Here is a 17,846-nt window from a genome sequence, read left to right on the forward strand (position 1 = left end):
GGCGGTCTGGCGGCCCCCCGCCAGACCTAGGACATCAGGGAGTAGCGGCATGGGGATTAAAACAATCGTTCTGTTGGCAGGAATCGCTGCTGTCGGACTTCCGGCACATGCCGCGCAAGACGGCTGTCCAGCAGGAAGTTACTCAGTAGTAGTGTCGCCCGATCGCACAACGCTGAGTATTTTGTTTGACAAGTTCAATATCGATGCCAACGCAAGTCCCGGGGCCGGATCGGTGCAATCCAAGGTGTGTAATATTTCACATCCATTGGATCTGCCGGCGAATATGTCACTAGGCGTGTACAAAGTCGACTACAGGGGTTTCGCAAAACTCGAGCCGACGCAGCAAGCACATCTTGAGGTCAAGTATGCGCTCGGCCCACACGGCAGCGAGCATGGCCGCGTTTTCAGGCGAAAGATCAAGGGCGCCTACGAGGCCGACTATTTTTTCACCGAGAATATAGGCGCTGGGCAGATGAAACGCGTCGGATGCGGCATGGACGCCAGGCTCAATGTCAGCCTGTCACTCACGTTGAGCGGTAACGGTGACGCCATGGCTTCGCTCGATACCACTGATGGAAAGAGCGCCGCAATGACCTACCATCTAGATCTAAAAAAATGCAAATAATATTTACATTCGACATTGCGGCATAAACTGCGGGGCAGGTGACGATGCTGTCCGATGCCAGCGCTCGCGGCTCAGCAGGGAGGACTGGCACTCGGCGATGGAGGGCTCGACCCGCACTACCCCGACCAGTCAATTCAAGAGCCAGAACCTGCGTGCCGCCGGTCTGGCTTTTTCGTTTCCGGCATTCTGCTTTTTCGTTGTGGCAATCAAAAAATTGCAATAGCATCCAGAGCATTCCGTGTTCGTTCCCCTATTGCCAGGATTTAATACCCATGCTGCTTCGCCCCCTCCCCCTCTTGCTGGTGGCACTGTTCGCCTCAAGCACGATCTCCATCGTACATGCCGCGACACCGGCCAAGGCAGCCGCAGCGCCAAGCGCCGTCCTGAAAGTCGACTACCGGAAGTTCACCCTGCCCAATGGCATGGACGTCATCTTCCACATCGACCGCTCCGACCCCGTCGTGGCCGTAAACCTGACTGCGCACGTCGGTTCCTCGCGTGAAAAGGTCGGCCGTACCGGCTTTGCCCACCTGTTCGAGCACCTGCTGTTCCTGGAATCGGAAAACCTCGGCAAGGGCGGCCTGGACAAGATGACGGCGCGCATCGGCGGCTCGGGCGCCAACGGGTCGACCTCGCAGGACCGCACCAACTACCTGCAGACGGTTCCCAAGGACGCGCTGGAAAAAATGATCTGGGCCGAAGCGGACAAGCTCGGCTGGTTCATCAACACGGTCACCGATCCGGTGCTGGCAAAGGAAAAGCAGGTCGTCAAGAACGAGAAGCGCCAGGGCGTGGACAACGCGCCCTACGGCCATACCCGCTACGTCATCAACAAGGCCCTGTACCCGGCGGACCACCCATACAACTGGCAGGTCATCGGTTCGCTGGAAGACCTGCAGAATGCCCAACTGGACGACGTCAAGGAATTCTTCCGCCTCTGGTATGTGCCGAACAACGTGACCCTGGTGCTGGCGGGCGACTTCGATCCGGTGCAGGCGCGCAAATGGGTGGAGAAGTATTTTTCCGAGATCAAGCGCGGCGACGCGATCAAGCCGATGGCCAAGCGTCCCGGCATGGTGGCGCAGACCGTGAAGCTGGCCCACGAAGACAATTTCGCGAAACTGCCCGAACTGACCATGGCCTGGCCGACCGTCGAGGACCTGCACGCGGATTCCTACGCACTCGAAGTGCTGGCCGAATACCTGTCCCAGACCAAGCGCGCCCCCTTCTATAAAGTACTGGTGGAAGACAGCAAGCTGGCGCCAAGCGTCCAGATCGGCAACCAGACATCGGAGCTGGCGGGCCAGTTCATGCTGAGGATTCGCGCCTTCGAAGGCAAGCCCCTCGATAACGTCGCCACCGCGGTCGACCAGGCCTTCGCCAAGTTCGAGCAGGAAGGCATTTCCGAGAAAGACCTGGCCCGCATCAAGGCCGGCATCGAAACCCGTTTCTATAACTCGGTGTCCAGCGTGCTCGGCAAATCGGCGCTGCTGGCTGAATACAACTATTTGACCGGGAATCCGGGCTATGTCGCGGAAGGCATCAAGAAGACGCTGGCGGTCACGCGTGCCGATGTGCGGCGCGTGTACGACACCTATATCAAGGGCAAGCCGTATGTCGCCACCAGTTTCGTCCCTAAAGGCAAGCTGTCGCTGGCCTTGAGCGGCTCGGTCAAAGCCGAAGTCGTCGAAGAAAAAGTCGTGCAGGGTGCGGAGAAGGCGGTCGATCCGAGCGCGAATGCCGACTATGCCAGGACGGCATCCACCTTTGACCGCAGCAAGGAGCCGGCATACGGCCCGACGCCTGCGCTCAAGGTGCCGCAGGTATGGGACACGAAACTGGCCAACGGCATGCGCGCAATGGGCATCGAAAACCGCGAAGTGCCGCTGGTGCAGTTCGATATCGCGATCGACGGCGGGCTGCTGCTCGACAGGCTCGACCGGGTGGGCGTGGCCAACCTGATGGCGCGCATGATGACGCAGGGCACCGCCAAACGCACCCCGCAGGAGCTGGAAGAAGCGATCCAGCAGCTGGGGGCGACGATCAATGTGTCGGCGCGAACGGAAGACGTGCGCATCAGCGTGACCACCCTGGCGCGCAATTACCCAGCGACCCTGGCCCTGGTCGAAGAGATCCTGCTGGAGCCGCGCTGGGACGAGAAGGAATTTGCCCTCATCAAGCAGAGCGTGCTGAGCCAGATCCGCCAGCAGGAAGCCGATCCGAACGCGCTGGCCAGCAGCAATTTCAACAAGCTGATCTACGTGAAAGACGACCTGCGCTCGCACAACATCCTCGGCACGTTTGATACGGTGAATGCGATCGGCATCGACGACCTGAAAGCCTGGTACGCCGCCAACCTGTCGCCATCGGTGGCCCGCATGCACGTGGTCGGCGCCTTGCCGAAAGCCGTCATGACGCGTTCGCTGGCCGGGCTGGGCAGCAGGTGGAAGGCCAAGGCAGTCACCCTGCCGGCGGCAACGCGAGCGGCAAGCCTGGCGCCGGCCAAGGTATATTTCGTCGACGTGCCGGATGCGAAGCAATCGGTGCTGCACGTTGGCTACCGCGCGCTCGCCGCAACCGATGCGGACTTCTACCCCGCCGCGGTGGCGAACTACATCCTGGGCGGCGGCGGCTTCGCGTCCCGGCTGACCCAGCAATTGCGTGAAGGTAAAGGCTATACCTATGGGATCAATTCGAACTTCTCCGGCAGCAAGAGCGCGGGGGCCTTCACCATCGCCAGCGGCGTGCGCAGCAATGTCACGCTCGAGTCTACCCAGCTGGTGAAACAGATCCTGCAAGACTATCCCGCGACCTATTCCGCCGCCGACATGGAAACCACCCGCAACTTCCTCGTCAAGAGCAATGCGCGTGCCTTCGAGACGGCCGCGGCCAAGCTGGGCATGCTGGATAACATCAGCAAGTACGGCTGGCGCGCCGACTACGTCAAGGACCGCGAGCGCATCGTCAAGTCCATGACCCTGCCGCAGGTCCAGGCCTTGTCGACGAACTACCTGGATCCGTCGAAAATGGTCTGGCTGGTGGTGGGCGATGCCAAGACCCAGCTCTCGCGGATGAAGGAACTGGGCTTCGGCGAGCCGGTCCTGATCGCCAAGTGATCCACGCCTAATCGAAGCGGGAGGCGGTTCCGATATGATGGGCGGGCAGAGTTTCCCCGCCCGCAGACGGCGCCACCCGCTTCGAAAGGATCTCCATGACTGAACAACTGAAGGTACAGACGCCAGAGGGCAGCTTCGACTGCCACGTCGCCCGCCCCGCCACGCCGGGCCCGCATCCTGTCGTGATCGTATTGCAGGAAATCTTCGGCGTGAACGCCGGCATCCGCAGCATCGCGGCGGACTATGCGGCCAAGGGCTATATCGCCGTCTGCCCCGACCTCTTCTGGCGCAGCGAGCCGGGCATCTTCCTGTCGGAAGCCCGGGAAGGCGACTGGGACAAGGCCTTCGCGCTGTACAAGGCCTATGACGTGAACAAGGGCGTCGACGACATCGCCCTGGCCATCAAGCAGGCGCGCGGCCTGCAGGACGCCAATGGCAAGGTCGGCGTGACCGGCTACTGTCTGGGCGGCTTGATGACTTTCCTGAGCGCGGCGCGCACCGATGGCGACGCCTTTGCCGCCTACTACGGCGGCGGCACCGACCAGCACGCGGACGAAGCCGCGAACATCAAGGCTCCCCTGCTCTACCACCTGGCTGAAGAAGACGAGTACATCAGCAAGGATGCGCAGGCGAAGATCCGCGCCGCGCTCGCTGGCAAGGCCGAGCTGTACCGCTATCCCGGCTGCAACCACGCCTTCGCACGCCCGGGCGGCAATCATTACGATGAGGCGGCGGCGACCCTCGCCGCCTCCCGCACCGAAGCCTTTTTCGCGCGCACCCTGCGCTGAGCCTGCGCTTAGTGAGTCACCGGCTCCGTCAGCGCTGCCGCCAGCAGCTGGTGGATCTCCGGCAGGCAGGAGCCGCAATTGCCGCCTGCGCGCAAGCAGGCGGTAACGCCTGCAGCATCCATCAAGCCCTGCTCGGCGATCGCCTTGCAGATCGTATTGCGGCCGACGCCGAAGCAGGCGCACACCGTGGGGCCGGGATCCAGCCCTTGCGCCGGCGCCTGCCCCGCGAGCAGGGTCGCACGGTCTTGCGGCGACAATTCCTCATGCACGAACAAACCGCCCAGCCAGGCCCTCGACGGCAGGTCGGGGCGGCGCGAGATGAAGACGCAGGCCTGCAATCGCCCCTCGAACAGCAAGGCGCAGCGCAACAGGCCGCCCGTCGTGTCCTCGTATTCGATCCAGTCTGCATCCTCGTTCGCACCGAGCAAGGCACGTGCCCAGTCGGTTGAAACCGGCTCGCGCCCGCCGAGCTCATAGCGCACGAAGCCTGCCCCGCGCACCCGGCTCCAGTTGGCCACGCTGGCGAGATCGAGGTCGTCCCGGCTCAGCACGAAACCATGCCAGGCCACGCTGAACGGCTCGATGCGCACCGGCGTGTGCTTGAATTCGGGCTCGCCCGATACGGGGTCGACGTCCGGGTTGACCACGGCGCCCACTCGGGCATCGGACGCGGTCTGGCCGTTCCAGTGGATCGGCACGAAGGCAGCGCCGCGCGCGATGCCGCCGCTGTGCGTCACGCGCGCCACCATCGCGCCCCAGCGGCTCTCGACGCGCGCCAGCTCGCCCTCGCGCACGCCACTCAGCAAGGCGTCATGCGGATGCAGGTCGACAAAGGGTTCCGGCGTATGCCCGGCCAGCCGCGGCGATTTTCCCGTGCGCGTCATGGTGTGCCACTGGTCGCGCAGGCGGCCGGTGTTCAGCGCCAACGGGAATTCGCGGTTCGTTGCGTGCACTGGCGGGCGCGGTGCGGTGGCGATGAAGCGCGCCTTTCCATCCGCGTGGGCAAAGCGGCCGTCGCCGAACAGGCGCGGCGTACCCGCCCGATCACGCTGCACCGGCCATTGCAGGGGTTCGAGCGCGTCGTAGGCAGCGCGGTCCATGCCGGTCAAGGCATCGAGGCGGAAGGCGCGCCCCAGTTCTGCATCGCTGTTGCGCCAAACCGAGAGCCGCGCATGCTCGTCGAAGACCTGGTGCACGCTGTCGTAGTCGAATCCATCAAAGCCCATGCGTTGGGCCACCTGGCAGATGGCCTGCCAGTCGGCGCGCGCCTGGCCCGGCGCCGGCAGGAAGGCGCGCTGGCGCGAGATGCAGCGCTCGGAATTGGTGACGGTGCCATCTTTCTCGCCCCAGCCAAGGGCCGGCAGCAGCACGTGGCCAAAGGCGGCCGTGTCGGTCGTGCCCACCACGTCCGACACCACCACCAGCTCGCAGCGCTGCAAGGCGCGTTTCACCTGGTCGGCGTCCGGCATGCTCACCACCGGATTGGTCGCCATGATCCACACGGCCTTGACGCTGCCCGCTTCAATGGCGCGGAACAGGTCGACCGCTTTCAGGCCAGCCTTGGCAGCGATACGGGGCGCTTCCCAGAAGCTGCGAACGGCGTCGCGGTGGGCCCGATGGTCGAGCTCGAGGTGGGCAGCAAGCATGTTGGCCAGGCCGCCCACTTCGCGCCCGCCCATGGCATTGGGCTGGCCGGTCAGCGAGAACGGCCCCATGCCGGGCCTGCCGATGCGGCCGGTGAGCAGGTGGCAGTTGATGATGCTGTTGACCTTGTCGGTGCCGCTGGATGACTGGTTCACGCCCTGCGAGAAAGCGGTGACGACCTTGCTGGTCGCGGCAAACGCTTCGTAGAACTCCATCACCAGGCGCGGGTCGACGCCGCAGGTGTGCGCCACGAAGGCGATGTCGGCGCAGCCGTCGGCCTCCAGCAGGGCTGCATCGAGCCCGGACGTGTGGGCGGCCACGAAGGCATCGTCGGCCGCCCCGCTGCGCGCCAGGTAGCTGAGCAGGCCGTTGAACAGCCAGACGTCGGTGCCCGCCTTGACCCCCAGGTGCAGATCGGCGAGATCGCAGGTAGCGGTGCGGCGCGGGTCGATGGCGACGATGCGCAGCGATGGACGTGCCTCCTTTTCCTTCAGCATGCGCTGGAACAGGGTCGGATGGCACCAGGCAGTGTTGGAGCCGACCAGCACGATCATGTCGGCGAGCTCGAAGTCTTCGTAGCAGCCGGGCACCAGGTCTTCGCCAAAGGCGCGCTTGTGCCCGGCCACGGCGGAGGACATGCACAGGCGCGAGTTGGTGTCGATGTTGGCGCTGCCAACATAGCCCTTCATGAATTTGTTGGCGACGTAGTAGTCCTCGGTCAGCAGCTGGCCCGAGACGTAGAGCGCGACCGCGTCCGGGCCGTGCTCGGCGATGATGGAAGCGAAGCGTGAGGCGACCGTGTCCAGGGCCTCGTCCCAGCTGGCCTCGCGCAGCGTGCCGCCTTCGCGGATGGCGGGAGCCAGCAGCCGGCCGTCCAGGCAAAGTGTTTCCCCCAGCGCCGAGCCCTTGACGCACAGGCGCCCACGGCTCGCCATGTGTTCGGGGTCGCCCTCGATCAGGGCGCCGTCCGAAGTCAAAGTGGCTTTGACTCCGCATCCGACGCCGCAATACGGGCAGGTGGTGCGGACCGCGGATGCAATCGGGATGATGGGCACACCCATCAGGCAGCCTCGCACAGGGCCGGGCCGAACAGCAGGCGGTCGCGGAAGCTTGAAACGTCGGTGCGGTGCTGGATCAGGTCGAAATACCAGGGACCGTCCGCCACGTCGCCATACAGCACGGCGCCGGTGATGCGGTTCCCGGCCAGCACCAGGCGCTTGTACACGCCGGCGTGGCGGTCGCGCAGCACCAGGTCTTCGCTGCCGGGCAGCCCATTGATGTCACCCGCCGAGTACAAGTCGATCCCGGTGACCTTCAGCTTGGTGGCGGTGGCTTGCTGCACGTAGCGACGGTGGCCCAGCCCCGCCAGGTGGGCCGCGCAGACGCGCGCCTGGTCCCAGATCGGCGCGACGAGCCCGAAGGTGGCCTTGCGGTGCTGGACGCATTCGCCGACCGCATACACGCGCGGGTCGTAGGTTTGCAGGGTGTCGTCGACCACGATGGCGCGCTCGCAGTACAAACCCGCGTCAACCGCCAGCGCCACGTTCGGACGCACCCCGGCGGCCATCACCACCAGGTCGGCCGGCAGTGCCAGGCCATCGCTGAAACGCACCGCCCTCACCCGGTCTTCGCCGAGGATCGCCGTGGTCTGTACGCCGAGCAGGATGCGCAGGCCACGTTTTTCCAGCGCGGCCTTGAGCAGCAAGGCAGCGGCGGGATCGAGCTGCTGGTTCATCAGGCTGTCGGTCAGGTGGACGACCGTGACCTCCATGCCCTGGCGCAGCAGGCCGTTGGCCGCCTCCAGCCCGAGCAGGCCGCCGCCGATCACCACCGCATGGCCGCCGCGCCTTGCCGCGGCCAGCATGCGATCGACGTCGTCCAGGTCGCGGAAACCCACTACGCCATCGAGCTGCGCGCCGGGGACCGGCACGATGAAGGGGCTGGAACCGGTGGCCAGCAGCAGCCGGTCGTAGTTCACTTCCAGCCCGGAGCGCGCACGCACGCCGCGGCGCTGGCGGTCAATCGCGACGACCGGGTCGCCGGTGTGCAGGGTGATGCCGTGTTCCTCGTACCAGGCGCGCGGATGCAGCACGATCTCGTCTAAGGTCTTCTCGCCGGACAGCACCGGCGAGAGCAGGATGCGGTTGTAGTTCACGCGCGGTTCCGCGCCGAACACGGTAATGTCGTACATGCCGGCGTCCAGCTTGAGCAGCTCTTCGACAGTGCGCATGCCGGCCATGCCGTTGCCGACCACGACCAGCTTCTGTTTTACGGCGCGATCCATACCTTGCCTCCTTCCAGGCGCGCCGGATAGCTCGCCACCGAATGGTGGGGCGCTTCCAGGCACTCGCCGCTCTCCAGGTCGAAGTGCTGCTTGTAGATGGGCGAGGCGACCACGATGCGCTCGCCCAGGCTGCCGACCAGCCCGCGCGACAGGACCGCCGCCTGCGCGTTCGGATCGAAGTTATCGATGGCGAACACGCGGGCATTCGCCCCGCCGATGCGGAACACGGCCACCTGGCGCCCGTTCAGCAGGGCGCACACGCCCGTGTCGGGCACGATCTCGTCGAGTGCGCAAACGGCGATCCAGTTTTCAAGTTGAAGGTCTCGGTGCATGGTGTGCTCCTTGTAGGGCTCAAGCTGCGGTGGCAATCGGGATCACGCGGCGGCGCTCGTCCGGGCTGGCCGGGCGGATCTGGCCGCGCTCGGGCACGAACACGACATTGCTGTCCGCCGCTTCGCTGTTGACGAAGTGGCGGAAACGGCGCCGCACTTCCGGATTGGTGACGGCCTCTTTCCACTCGCATGCATAGGTGTCGACCACGTGCTGCATCTGCGCTTCCAGCTCAGGCCCGATGCCCAGCTTGTCCTCGACCACAACCTGCTTCAGGTAATCCAGCCCGCCCTCCAGGTTGTCGCGCCAGACGCTGGTGCGCTGCAGGCGGCCCGCGGTGCGCACGTAGAACATCAGGAAGCGGTCGACCAGCTTCACCACGGTCGCCTCGTCGAGACCGGACGCGATGAGCTCCGCATGGCGAGGCTTCATGCCGCCGTTCCCGCACACGTACAGATTCCAGCCCTTTTCGGTGGCGATCAGGCCCACGTCCTTGCCTTGCGCCTCGGCGCACTCGCGGGTGCAGCCGGACACGCCGAACTTGATCTTGTGCGGCGCGCGCAAGCCCTTGTAGCGGTTTTCCAGCGCGATGGCAAAAGCCAGGCTGTCGCTCACGCCATAGCGGCACCAGGTCGAGCCGACGCAGGATTTCACCGTGCGCAGCGACTTGCCGTAGGCGTGGCCCGATTCGAAGCCGGCCGCGATCAGCTCTTCCCAGATGTTTGGCAGCTGCTCGACTCTAGCGCCGAACAGGTCGACCCGCTGGCCACCGGTGATCTTGGTGTACAGGCCGTACTTCTTGGCCACCTGCCCCACCGCGATCAGGCCGTCGGCCGTGACTTCGCCGCCCGGCATCCGCGGCACCACCGAATAGGTGCCGTCCTTCTGGATATTTCCGAGGAAGTAGTCGTTCGAATCCTGCAGGCTTGCGTGCTCGGGTTTCAGCACGAAGTCGTTCCAGCTTGACGCCAAGATGTTAGCTGCCACCGGCTTGCAGATGTCGCAGCCCAGGCCCTTGCCGTGGCGCGCGATCAGTTCGCCGAAGCTCTTGATGCCTTCCACGCGCACGAGGTGGTAGAGCTCCTGGCGCGAGCAGGCGAAGTGCTCGCACAGGTGGTCGTTGACGGTCATGCCCAGGCGGGTCAGCTCGGCGTTCATCACTTGCGTCATCAGGGGCACGCAGCCGCCGCAGGCGGTGCCCGCGCACGTAGCACTTTTCAGCGCGCCCACCGAGGTGGCCCCGCCTTCGACCGCCGCGCACAGGGCGCCCTTCGAGACGTCGTTGCAGGAGCAGATCTGGGCGCCGGCAGGCAGCGCGTCGACGCCGAGCATCGGGCGTGCGGCGCCGCTGGATTCCGGCAGAATCAGGCATTCCGGCGCTGTCGGCAGTTCCAGCTTGTTCAGCATCATCTGCAGCAGGCTGGCGTAGCTCGATGCATCGCCTACCAGTACGGCGCCTGTCAGGTATTTGCCGCATTCGGACACAACGATCTTGCGGTATTCCTGCTTGCGCTCGTCCAGGAACTGGTAGCTGCGCGAGCCGCTTGCCGCGCCATGCGCGTCGCCGATGCTGGCCACGTCCACGCCCATCAGTTTGAGCCTGGTGCTTATGTCGGCGCCGGTAAACCCTGCTTCCGCGCCCAGGATGTGCTTCGCCGCGGTGCGGGCCATGTCGTAGCCCGGCGCCACCAAGCCGAACAACTGGCCGGCCCAACAAGCGCATTCGCCCACCGCATAGATGTGCGGGTCCAACGTCATGCATTTGTCGTCGATGGCGATGCCTCCGCGCGCGCCCAGCGCCAGGCCGGCGTCGCGCGCCAGCTCGTCGCGCGGGCGGATGCCGGCTGAGAAAACGATCATGTCCGCTTCCAAATGGCTGCCGTCGGCGAACTCCATGCGGTGGGTGGCCTCCATGCCATCGACGATCGCCAGCGTATTCTTCTGCGTGTGCACCTGCACGCCCAGCTCTTCGATGCGAGTACGCAGCACGCGGGCGCCCGGCTCGTCCACCTGCACCGCCATCAGGCGCGGCGCGAATTCCACCACGTGGGTCTGCAGGCCGAGGTCACGCAGGGCCTTGGCGCATTCCAGGCCCAGCAGGCCGCCGCCGACCACCACGCCGGTGCGCGAACGCGCGCCACACTCCTGCATCTTCTCCAGGTCTTCGATGGTGCGGTAGACGAAGCAATCCTTGCGGTTGGCGCCCTCTACCTTCGGCACGAAGGGGTAGGAACCGGTGGCCAGCACCAGCTTGTCATAGGAGATAGTTTCGCCATCGGCCAGCAAGACGGTGCGCGCGCTGCGGTCGATTCTGGCCACGCAGGCGCTCAGGCGCAGGTGCAGATGCTGTTGGTCGAAGAAGCCCGGTGCCACAAGCGACAGGTCTTGCGCGCTTTTCCCGGCGAAGAATTCGGACAGGTGCACCCGGTCGTAGGCGGGGCGCGGCTCCTCACCGAGGATGGTGATGCGCAGGTCCGGATCACCCCCGGCCGCCAGGGTTTCGACAAGTTTATGACCCACCATTCCGTGGCCGACGACGACGATATGCATTTCTTTACTCCTCAAGCTGCGGAGACTGCAGGCGATACCTGCTCTGCGGTCATGGTGAAACGGGCGGCGATCGCGCACAGGCTGGCAAGCAGCACCAGCATGCTCAGGATGGTCAAGGTCTGGGCGATGTCACCCGTGCCCTTCATCAGAAAGCCGGCCGCCACCGCGCCGACGTTGCCGCCGGCACCGACGATGCCGGCCACGCCGCCGAGCGCCTTGGGCGCCACGAAGGGCACCAGCGCATAGGTGGCGCCGCAGGCCATGTGGGTGAACAGGCCGAAGCACAGCATGGCGATCACGGCGAACACCACGCCGTCGGCCTGCGCGAACCACAGCAGGCCCAGGCCCTCGCCGATCATCAGGACGAACAGCACGGTGACGCGGCTGTTCAGGTTGCCGGTGCGCGCGCTGCGGTCCGACAGCCAGCCTCCCAGGGCCCGGGCGAACAGCGCCAGCAGGCCGAAGCTGCCGGCGGCCAGGCCGGCGCTACCTAACGACAGGCCGAAGTGGTCGACGTAGTACACGGCCGCGATGTTATGGATGAAGATCTCGATGCCGAAGCAGGCGCCATAGGTGACGAACAACAGCCAGGCGCGATGGTTGCGGCAGGCCTCGCGAAAGCTCGCCAGGCCGCCCTTGCTGCCCTCGGGCAGCCTGCCCTGCGCGCGCAGCTCGCTGAAATTCCCGTCCGGGCAGTCCTGGGTATAACGCCAGTAGAAAAAGGCCATGACAATCATCGCCAGGCCCGGCACCACCAGCGCCACGCGCCAGCTCAGGGCTTGCGAGACGCCCAGCATCATCACCGCGGTGAGCAGCAGCGGCATCAGCGCCTGGGCCGCGCCGCCACCGCTGTTGCCCCAGCCTGCCGCCGCTGCGTTGGCGGTGCCGACTACTTTGGGGCTGAACATGACCGAGGTGTGGTACTGGGTGATGACGAAGCTCGCCCCCACCGCGCCGATCCCGAGGCGGAACAGCAAAAAGCTCTCGTAGCTCTGCGACAGCGCCACCCCCAGCACCGGGATGGAGCCGAGCAACAGCAGGCCGGTATAGGCCTTGCGCGGGCCGTAGCGGTCGCACAGGGGGCCGATCAGCAGCCGCACGAAGATGGTGATGGCGACGGCCGCGATATTGATGTTGGCGACCTGCTCCATCGTCAGCCCGAACTCGCCTTTGATCACCGGCATGAGCGGCGCGCAGGCGAACCAGGCGAAGAAGCAGATGAAGAAGGCCACCCAGGTCAGGTGAAAGGCGCGCATGGGCGCGGTGTCGAACGAAAAGAGCTTGATGCTGTCTGCTTTGCTGGCCATGTTTCTTCCTTGAGAAAGCAAAACGGCGTCCGCACTCCTGCTTCGGAAGCAGAAGTTGCGGACGCCGTTGTCCTTTGGGTTGCCGGTCCTTCTTTAGACGGGCGACGATGTGAAGAGGATCGCCATTGATCCTGTACCGGGATATACGCAAGAGGCGTGCCACACGGCTTTCAGGGGAAGCGGTGCTGCGGCTCGCCGGCGGCACGCTACATTGCGGTGCACCATGCCCGTAAATGATGCGTAGCAGCGCACCAGTTCAAGCCGTCCGCTTGAACGATGCGGCATACGCTGCCGGGTCGCTGCCATCCCACACGCGGCCATCGAACAGGGTCGAGCTACGCGTCACCTCCTTGGGCAGCATGACGCCGGCCAGTTCCGCCGCCTCGCGGTACAGGTCGATCCGATTGACCCCGGCCGCGACGGCGCGGTAGGCCGGGTCGCTGCGCAGCAGGCCCCAGCGGCGCTGCTGGGTGAGGAACCACATGCCGTCGGACAGCCAGGGGAAGGTCGCCTCGCCATCGGCGAAGAAGCGGAGGCCGTTGTGGCCGCGCCAGCCGCTCCTGGTCTGGCCATCGCTGCCGCGGCCCGCAAGGCAGAACTGAAGCACGTCCTTCCCCGCATTCACGTAGCCGGGGCTGGCCAGCACCTCGGCCGCCGCTTCGCGGTTGGTGCGCGAGGCATCCAGCCAGCGCGCCGTGTCCAGCAGTGCCGCGATCATGGCGCGGCAGGTATGCGGGTTGACGGCCGCAAAGCCCGCGCTCGTGCCCAGCACCTTGCCCGGATGGTCACACCAGATCGTTTCGCTCGACACGGCCAGCGCGCCAACGCCCTCGCGCACCGCGCGCTGCCCCCAGGGCTCGCCGGCGCAGAACCCGTCCAGGTGGCCGGCACCCAGGCTCGCCACCATTTGCCCGGGCGGCACCGTGACGGCCTTGCAGTCCTCGAACGGGTCGATGCCGGCGGCAGCCAGCCAGTAATACAGGAACATCGCGTGGTTCCCGGTCGGGAAGGTATGGCCGAAGGTCGGGCGCCGCTTGTCCGCGCGCAGCACCGTGGCCGGCGCGGCGCCCCCCGAGGCCCTGGCCGCCAGGGCGCGCGACAGAGTGATGCCCTGCCCGTTCTGGTTCAGATTCATCAGCACCGCCATCTGTCGCGCGGGAGTACCAACGCCCATCTGCAGGCCGTACAGCAGGCCATACAGGACATGCGCCGCATCGAGCTCGCCCGCACTCAAGCGGTCGCGCATGCCGGTCCAGGACAGCTCGCGGCTGAGCTGGAAGCGGATGCCATGTTTCTCGTCGAAGCCCAGCACCGAGGCCATGACGAGCGGCGCGCAGTCAGCCAGCGGCATGAAGCCGATCTTCACCCTTGCTTGTTCCGGTTTGTCCGAGCCGGCGACCCATGCGCCGCCGTTCATGCCTGCCATAGTGATCCTTTGTGTGTCGCCGGTATCAGCCCAGCAGGTCTTCGACGTCAACCAGCCGCTGCGCGATCTCCGCCAGCTTCATGTTCTTGTTCATGGCCATGCTGCGCAGGCGTTGGTAAGCCTGGTCTTCGGTGAGGCCGTAGCGCGTCATGACCAGGCCCTTGGCGCGATCGACGATCTTGCGCTCGGCCAGCTTCTGGCGCGTGCCTGCCAGTTCGCCGAGCAGCTTCTGCTCGCGCCGGAAGCGCGCCAGCGCCACGTCGAGCACCGACTTGACGCGTTCCGCATGCAAGCCGGCCACGATATAGGCCGACACGCCGGCGTCCAGCGCGGCGTCCATGCTGGCCGGCGCGTCGTCCTCGGTGAACAGCACGATCGGGCGACGTTCGTCGCGGGTGGCGATGACGATGTGCTCGAGGATGTCGCGCGCATCCGATTCGCTGTCGACGATGATCATGTCGGGCTGGAGCTGGGCGATCCGCTCGGGCAGGAAAACGTCCGCCGGAAGAGAGGCGATCAGGTCATAGCCCGATTCGAGCAGGCCGATACGCAGCGCGGCGCTGCGGCGCGCCAGTTCGGCGAGGGCGCCATCCTGCTCGCAGCCCTGCGCGCCGGAGGAAGCGGGCGTGGTGACCGGGTTCACGACGACGATGCGCAGATGGGAGGTGCTGCTGCCTGGCGATTTCATGACAGCACTACATGCAAGATTCGCACCAGCCTGTTCCAGTTCGAGGATGCCCCGCCCCTTTCATTCATCGTGGCAACAATGAGACATTCGCCGCGCCAATATCTGCTGCCGGATGCTTCCGACAATTATTCACATTTGATATCGCAGGAATCACGAATAGAAAGTTTATTTATGGCGAAGCCTTCCTTATACTGCAACGCAACATCCAGAGAACACCGCGGCATTTACAGGAGAATCAATCATGGCAGCAACTACCCGCGTCATCAGCCGTCACTTCGCCACCGCCATCTCGGCCGTGCGCAGCTTCTCGATCGAACTGTATGCTGCCCACGGCGGCTGGGCGCCGGTCGTCCGCGGCTAAGCGGGAACGCGGTCCAGTTCCCCACAGGATTGCCTCGAGCGCTGCGCCGCAGCAGCTGTATGTATAGGTATGAGCCGGCCCTGGCTTCCCGGGCCGGCTTTGTTCATTCTGGCGGAACCTGCTTCCGCATCCCTTTCCCGTATCCATGGTGACTGAGCTAGAATGCAATTCGCATTTTCTAGCAAGAAAGCAATTCCCCTTTCACTCGGTCCCCTACCTACGATGCGTACACCTGCACTCACACTCTTTGCGGCACAACTCATGCTGATCGCGCTGCCGGCGGCGGCGTCCACGCCAATCACCCTCGACCAAGCCATGGCCCACCCCGACTGGATCGGCACCCCTGCGGAAACCGCCTGGTGGAGCTGGGACAGCAAGCAGGTGTTCTACAAGCAGAAGCGCACCGGTTCGCCGGTGCGCGATACCTGGCAGGTGGCCTCGGGCGGCAAGCCAAAACTCGTGGCGGACACCGAACTGGCGAAGCTCGACGGCGACGTGGTCGTCTACAACCGCGACAACTCCCGCGCCCTGATGCTGCGCAACGGCGATTTGTTCGAGCGCGACCTGAAGAACGGCGCGCTGGTGCAGATCACCCGCGGCGCCAGCCGGCTCGAAGCGCCGCAGTATTCGAGCGACGAACGCAGCGTGCATTACCGCATCGGCACCGACTGGTACGCCTTCGAGCGCGCCAGCCGCGTGGTCGGCCCGGTCGCGCTGCCGCGCGCCGCCAAGGACCCGGCAGTAAGCGAAGACGACCCGCTGCGCGACCAGCAGCTGCGCCTGATCGCCACCCTCAAGCGCCAGAAGGATGAGCGCGACGCGCTGCGCGAGCGCATGAACGAACAGCGCCGCCTCGATCCGTCGATGCCGCCGGCGCCGGTGTACTTCGGCGACAAGGTCACGATCGAAGGCAGCGTGCTCTCGCCCGACGGTCGCTGGCTGATCGTCGTCACCGCCCCGAAGAACGGCGACAAGGGCCGCGTCGGCAAGCTGCCGCGCTACGTCACCGAATCGGGCTACGAGGAATTCGACGACCAGCGCACCCGCGTCGGACGCAACATGCCGGCGCCGCATGCACTCAAGCTGGTCGACCTGCGCACCAACACGGTGCAGGAACTGTCCCTCGACGTGCTGCCGGGGATCGCGACCGACCCGCTGGCCGACCTGCGCGCCGCCGCCAAGAAGGACCCGCTCAAGGGCAACCGCCCGGTGCGCGTGATCGACGGCGCCGATGCCATCGAATGGAGCGCCAACGGCGCCAACGTCGCCGTGATGCTGCGCTCGGTCGACAACAAGGACCGCTGGATCGCCACCGTCGACCTGGCAGGCGCCAAGCTCAAGCCCCTGCATCGCTTGACTGAACAGGCCTGGGTCAACTACGACAACAACGAATTCGGCTGGCTGCCGGACAATCGCACGCTGTGGTATTTGTCGGAACAAAGCGGCTATTCGCACCTGTACACCCAGGACGCGAGCGGCGCTGCGCCGCGCGCGCTCACCTCGGGCAAGTGGGAAGCGTCGGACGTTCGCTGGTCGCATGACGGCAGCGTCGCTTATGTGATGTGCAACCGCGCCCTGCCTTCCGACTACGAAGTCTGCGCGGTCAACGCGAAAGACGGCGCGATCCGTGAAGTGACGAACCTGGACGGTGTCGAGCGCTTCCGCCTGTCGCCGGACGAGCGCAAGCTGCTGGTGCATTACTCCGCCAGCTACACCCCGGTGCAGCTGGCCACGGTACCCGTGAGCGGCGGTGCAGCCGTGAAACTGACCGATACCCGCAGTGCCGAGTTCAAGGCGCGCCAGTGGATCGAGCCGGAATACGTGGCGGTGCCGTCGAGCGATGGCGGCGACCCGGTCTGGGCCAAGCTGTACCGCCCGGCCCGGCTCGACCCGAACAAGAAATACCCGGTCGTGATGTTCGTGCACGGCGCCGGCTACCTGCAGAACGTCAGCAAGCGCTACCCGAACTACTTCCGCGAGCAGATGTTCCACAACCTGCTGGTCCAGAAGGGCTATGTGGTGCTCGACATGGACTACCGCGCCTCGAAAGGCTATGGCAGCAAGTGGCGCACCGCGATCTACCGCCAGATGGGCCATCCGGAACTGGTCGACTACCTCGACGGCGTCAACTACATGGTGAACAAGCACCAGGGCGACCCGAAGAACGTCGGCATCTACGGCGGCAGCTACGGCGGCTTCATGGCCTTCATGGGCCTGATGCGCGCACCGGAAACCTTCAAGGCCGGCGCGGCGCTGCGCCCGGTGACCGACTGGGTGACCTATAACCACGAGTACACCGCCAACATCCTGAACACGCCGGACATCGACCCGCAGGCCTACAAGATCTCGTCGCCGATCGAATACGCCGACAAGCTGCAGGGCCACCTCCTGATCGCGCACGGCATGGTCGACGACAACGTTTTCTACCAGGACTCGGTACGCATGGCCCAGCGCCTGATCGAACTGAAGAAAGACAACTGGGAACTGGCGAGCTATCCGCTCGAGCGCCACTCGTATGTGCAGCCGGAAGCCTGGTACGACCAGTACCGCCGCATCTACCAGCTGTTCGAGCGCACGCTCAAGCAGTAAGCAGTATCGAAAGGCGCCTCGGTGAACTGACCCCGTAAAGTTGGACGGTTGGTTTAATGAGCGGCCAAGGGCTGGGTTCTGTATTGCACAGGACTCAGCCCTTTTAGTTTCATCTTGATGCGGTCGTGATTGTAATAG

12 protein-coding genes are annotated in these 17,846 nt (G+C 65.1%); 4 read left to right on the forward strand and 8 right to left on the reverse strand.

What is annotated here, in order from left to right:
* Window positions 1–49: 49 nt before the first annotated feature.
* From AC56K1_RS21555 to AC56K1_RS21565, 3 genes are all read left to right on the forward strand, one after another.
* Window positions 50–625 (forward strand): DUF4360 domain-containing protein, encoded by a 576-nt coding sequence (locus tag AC56K1_RS21555; protein ID WP_497159828.1) that lies wholly within the window; start codon window positions 50–52, stop codon window positions 623–625.
* A 272-nt stretch (window positions 626–897) separates the two neighbouring features.
* Window positions 898–3,741: a M16 family metallopeptidase gene (locus AC56K1_RS21560; protein ID WP_497159829.1), complete on the forward strand. Its 2,844-nt coding sequence runs from the start codon at window positions 898–900 to the stop codon at window positions 3,739–3,741.
* A gap of 95 nt (window positions 3,742–3,836) precedes the next feature.
* Window positions 3,837–4,529, forward strand: a complete 693-nt coding sequence (locus AC56K1_RS21565; protein ID WP_497159830.1) for a dienelactone hydrolase family protein — start codon at window positions 3,837–3,839, stop codon at window positions 4,527–4,529.
* Between the two features lie 8 nt (window positions 4,530–4,537).
* Here the strand turns inward: AC56K1_RS21565 and AC56K1_RS21570 are convergent, their stop codons facing one another.
* The 7 genes from AC56K1_RS21570 to AC56K1_RS21600 form a co-directional block, all read right to left on the reverse strand.
* Window positions 4,538–7,234 (reverse strand): molybdopterin-dependent oxidoreductase, encoded by a 2,697-nt coding sequence (locus tag AC56K1_RS21570; protein ID WP_497159831.1) that lies wholly within the window; start codon window positions 7,232–7,234, stop codon window positions 4,538–4,540.
* Complete coding sequence (locus AC56K1_RS21575) at window positions 7,234–8,457, reverse strand: NAD(P)/FAD-dependent oxidoreductase (RefSeq protein ID WP_497159832.1); 1,224 nt, start codon at window positions 8,455–8,457, stop codon at window positions 7,234–7,236. Before AC56K1_RS21575 ends, AC56K1_RS21570 begins: the two co-directional genes overlap by 1 nt.
* A complete protein-coding gene (gene nirD / locus AC56K1_RS21580) occupies window positions 8,442–8,789 on the reverse strand; it encodes a nitrite reductase small subunit NirD (protein ID WP_497159833.1) in 348 nt (115 codons plus the stop codon). Before nirD ends, AC56K1_RS21575 begins: the two co-directional genes overlap by 16 nt.
* Window positions 8,790–8,808: 19 nt before the next feature.
* Window positions 8,809–11,337 (reverse strand): nitrite reductase large subunit NirB, encoded by a 2,529-nt coding sequence (gene nirB, locus AC56K1_RS21585; protein WP_497159834.1) that lies wholly within the window; start codon window positions 11,335–11,337, stop codon window positions 8,809–8,811.
* An 11-nt stretch (window positions 11,338–11,348) separates the two neighbouring features.
* The gene (locus tag AC56K1_RS21590; protein ID WP_497159835.1) at window positions 11,349–12,644 is read right to left on the reverse strand and encodes an MFS transporter; all 1,296 of its coding nucleotides are present in this window, start codon (window positions 12,642–12,644) and stop codon (window positions 11,349–11,351) included.
* A gap of 256 nt (window positions 12,645–12,900) precedes the next feature.
* Complete coding sequence (locus AC56K1_RS21595; protein ID WP_497159836.1) at window positions 12,901–14,070, reverse strand: CmpA/NrtA family ABC transporter substrate-binding protein; 1,170 nt, start codon at window positions 14,068–14,070, stop codon at window positions 12,901–12,903.
* Window positions 14,071–14,095: 25 nt separating this feature from the next.
* Window positions 14,096–14,758, reverse strand: a complete 663-nt coding sequence (locus AC56K1_RS21600; protein ID WP_497159837.1) for an ANTAR domain-containing response regulator — start codon at window positions 14,756–14,758, stop codon at window positions 14,096–14,098.
* A gap of 622 nt (window positions 14,759–15,380) precedes the next feature.
* Here AC56K1_RS21600 and AC56K1_RS21605 point away from each other — a divergent pair.
* Entirely contained in the window at window positions 15,381–17,708 is a 2,328-nt protein-coding gene (locus AC56K1_RS21605) for a S9 family peptidase (RefSeq protein ID WP_497159838.1), read from the forward strand.
* A gap of 53 nt (window positions 17,709–17,761) precedes the next feature.
* On the opposite strand, the gene AC56K1_RS21610 is transcribed toward AC56K1_RS21605, so the two are convergent.
* The coding region (locus tag AC56K1_RS21610) for an IS3 family transposase (RefSeq protein ID WP_497159595.1) at window positions 17,762–17,846 on the reverse strand (85 nt) is incomplete at its 5' end.

It is taken from the genome of Telluria sp. ZB4P37, from assembly GCF_059685855.1.

Bases quoted from the DNA above. Each gene is read 5' to 3' on its own strand.
- nirB (WP_497159834.1), bottom strand. From the start codon at position 11,337: ATGCATATCGTCGTCGTCGGCCACGGAATGGTGGGTCATAAACTTGTC.
- AC56K1_RS21565 (WP_497159830.1), top strand. From the start codon at position 3,837: ATGACTGAACAACTGAAGGTACAGACGCCAGAGGGCAGCTTCGACTGC.
- AC56K1_RS21590 (WP_497159835.1), bottom strand. From the start codon at position 12,644: ATGGCCAGCAAAGCAGACAGCATCAAGCTCTTTTCGTTCGACACCGCG.
- AC56K1_RS21595 (WP_497159836.1), bottom strand. From the start codon at position 14,070: ATGGCAGGCATGAACGGCGGCGCATGGGTCGCCGGCTCGGACAAACCG.
- AC56K1_RS21570 (WP_497159831.1), bottom strand. From the start codon at position 7,234: ATGGGTGTGCCCATCATCCCGATTGCATCCGCGGTCCGCACCACCTGC.
- AC56K1_RS21600 (WP_497159837.1), bottom strand. From the start codon at position 14,758: ATGAAATCGCCAGGCAGCAGCACCTCCCATCTGCGCATCGTCGTCGTG.
- AC56K1_RS21605 (WP_497159838.1), top strand. From the start codon at position 15,381: ATGCTGATCGCGCTGCCGGCGGCGGCGTCCACGCCAATCACCCTCGAC.
- AC56K1_RS21560 (WP_497159829.1), top strand. From the start codon at position 898: ATGCTGCTTCGCCCCCTCCCCCTCTTGCTGGTGGCACTGTTCGCCTCA.
- AC56K1_RS21555 (WP_497159828.1), top strand. From the start codon at position 50: ATGGGGATTAAAACAATCGTTCTGTTGGCAGGAATCGCTGCTGTCGGA.
- nirD (WP_497159833.1), bottom strand. From the start codon at position 8,789: ATGCACCGAGACCTTCAACTTGAAAACTGGATCGCCGTTTGCGCACTC.
- AC56K1_RS21575 (WP_497159832.1), bottom strand. From the start codon at position 8,457: ATGGATCGCGCCGTAAAACAGAAGCTGGTCGTGGTCGGCAACGGCATG.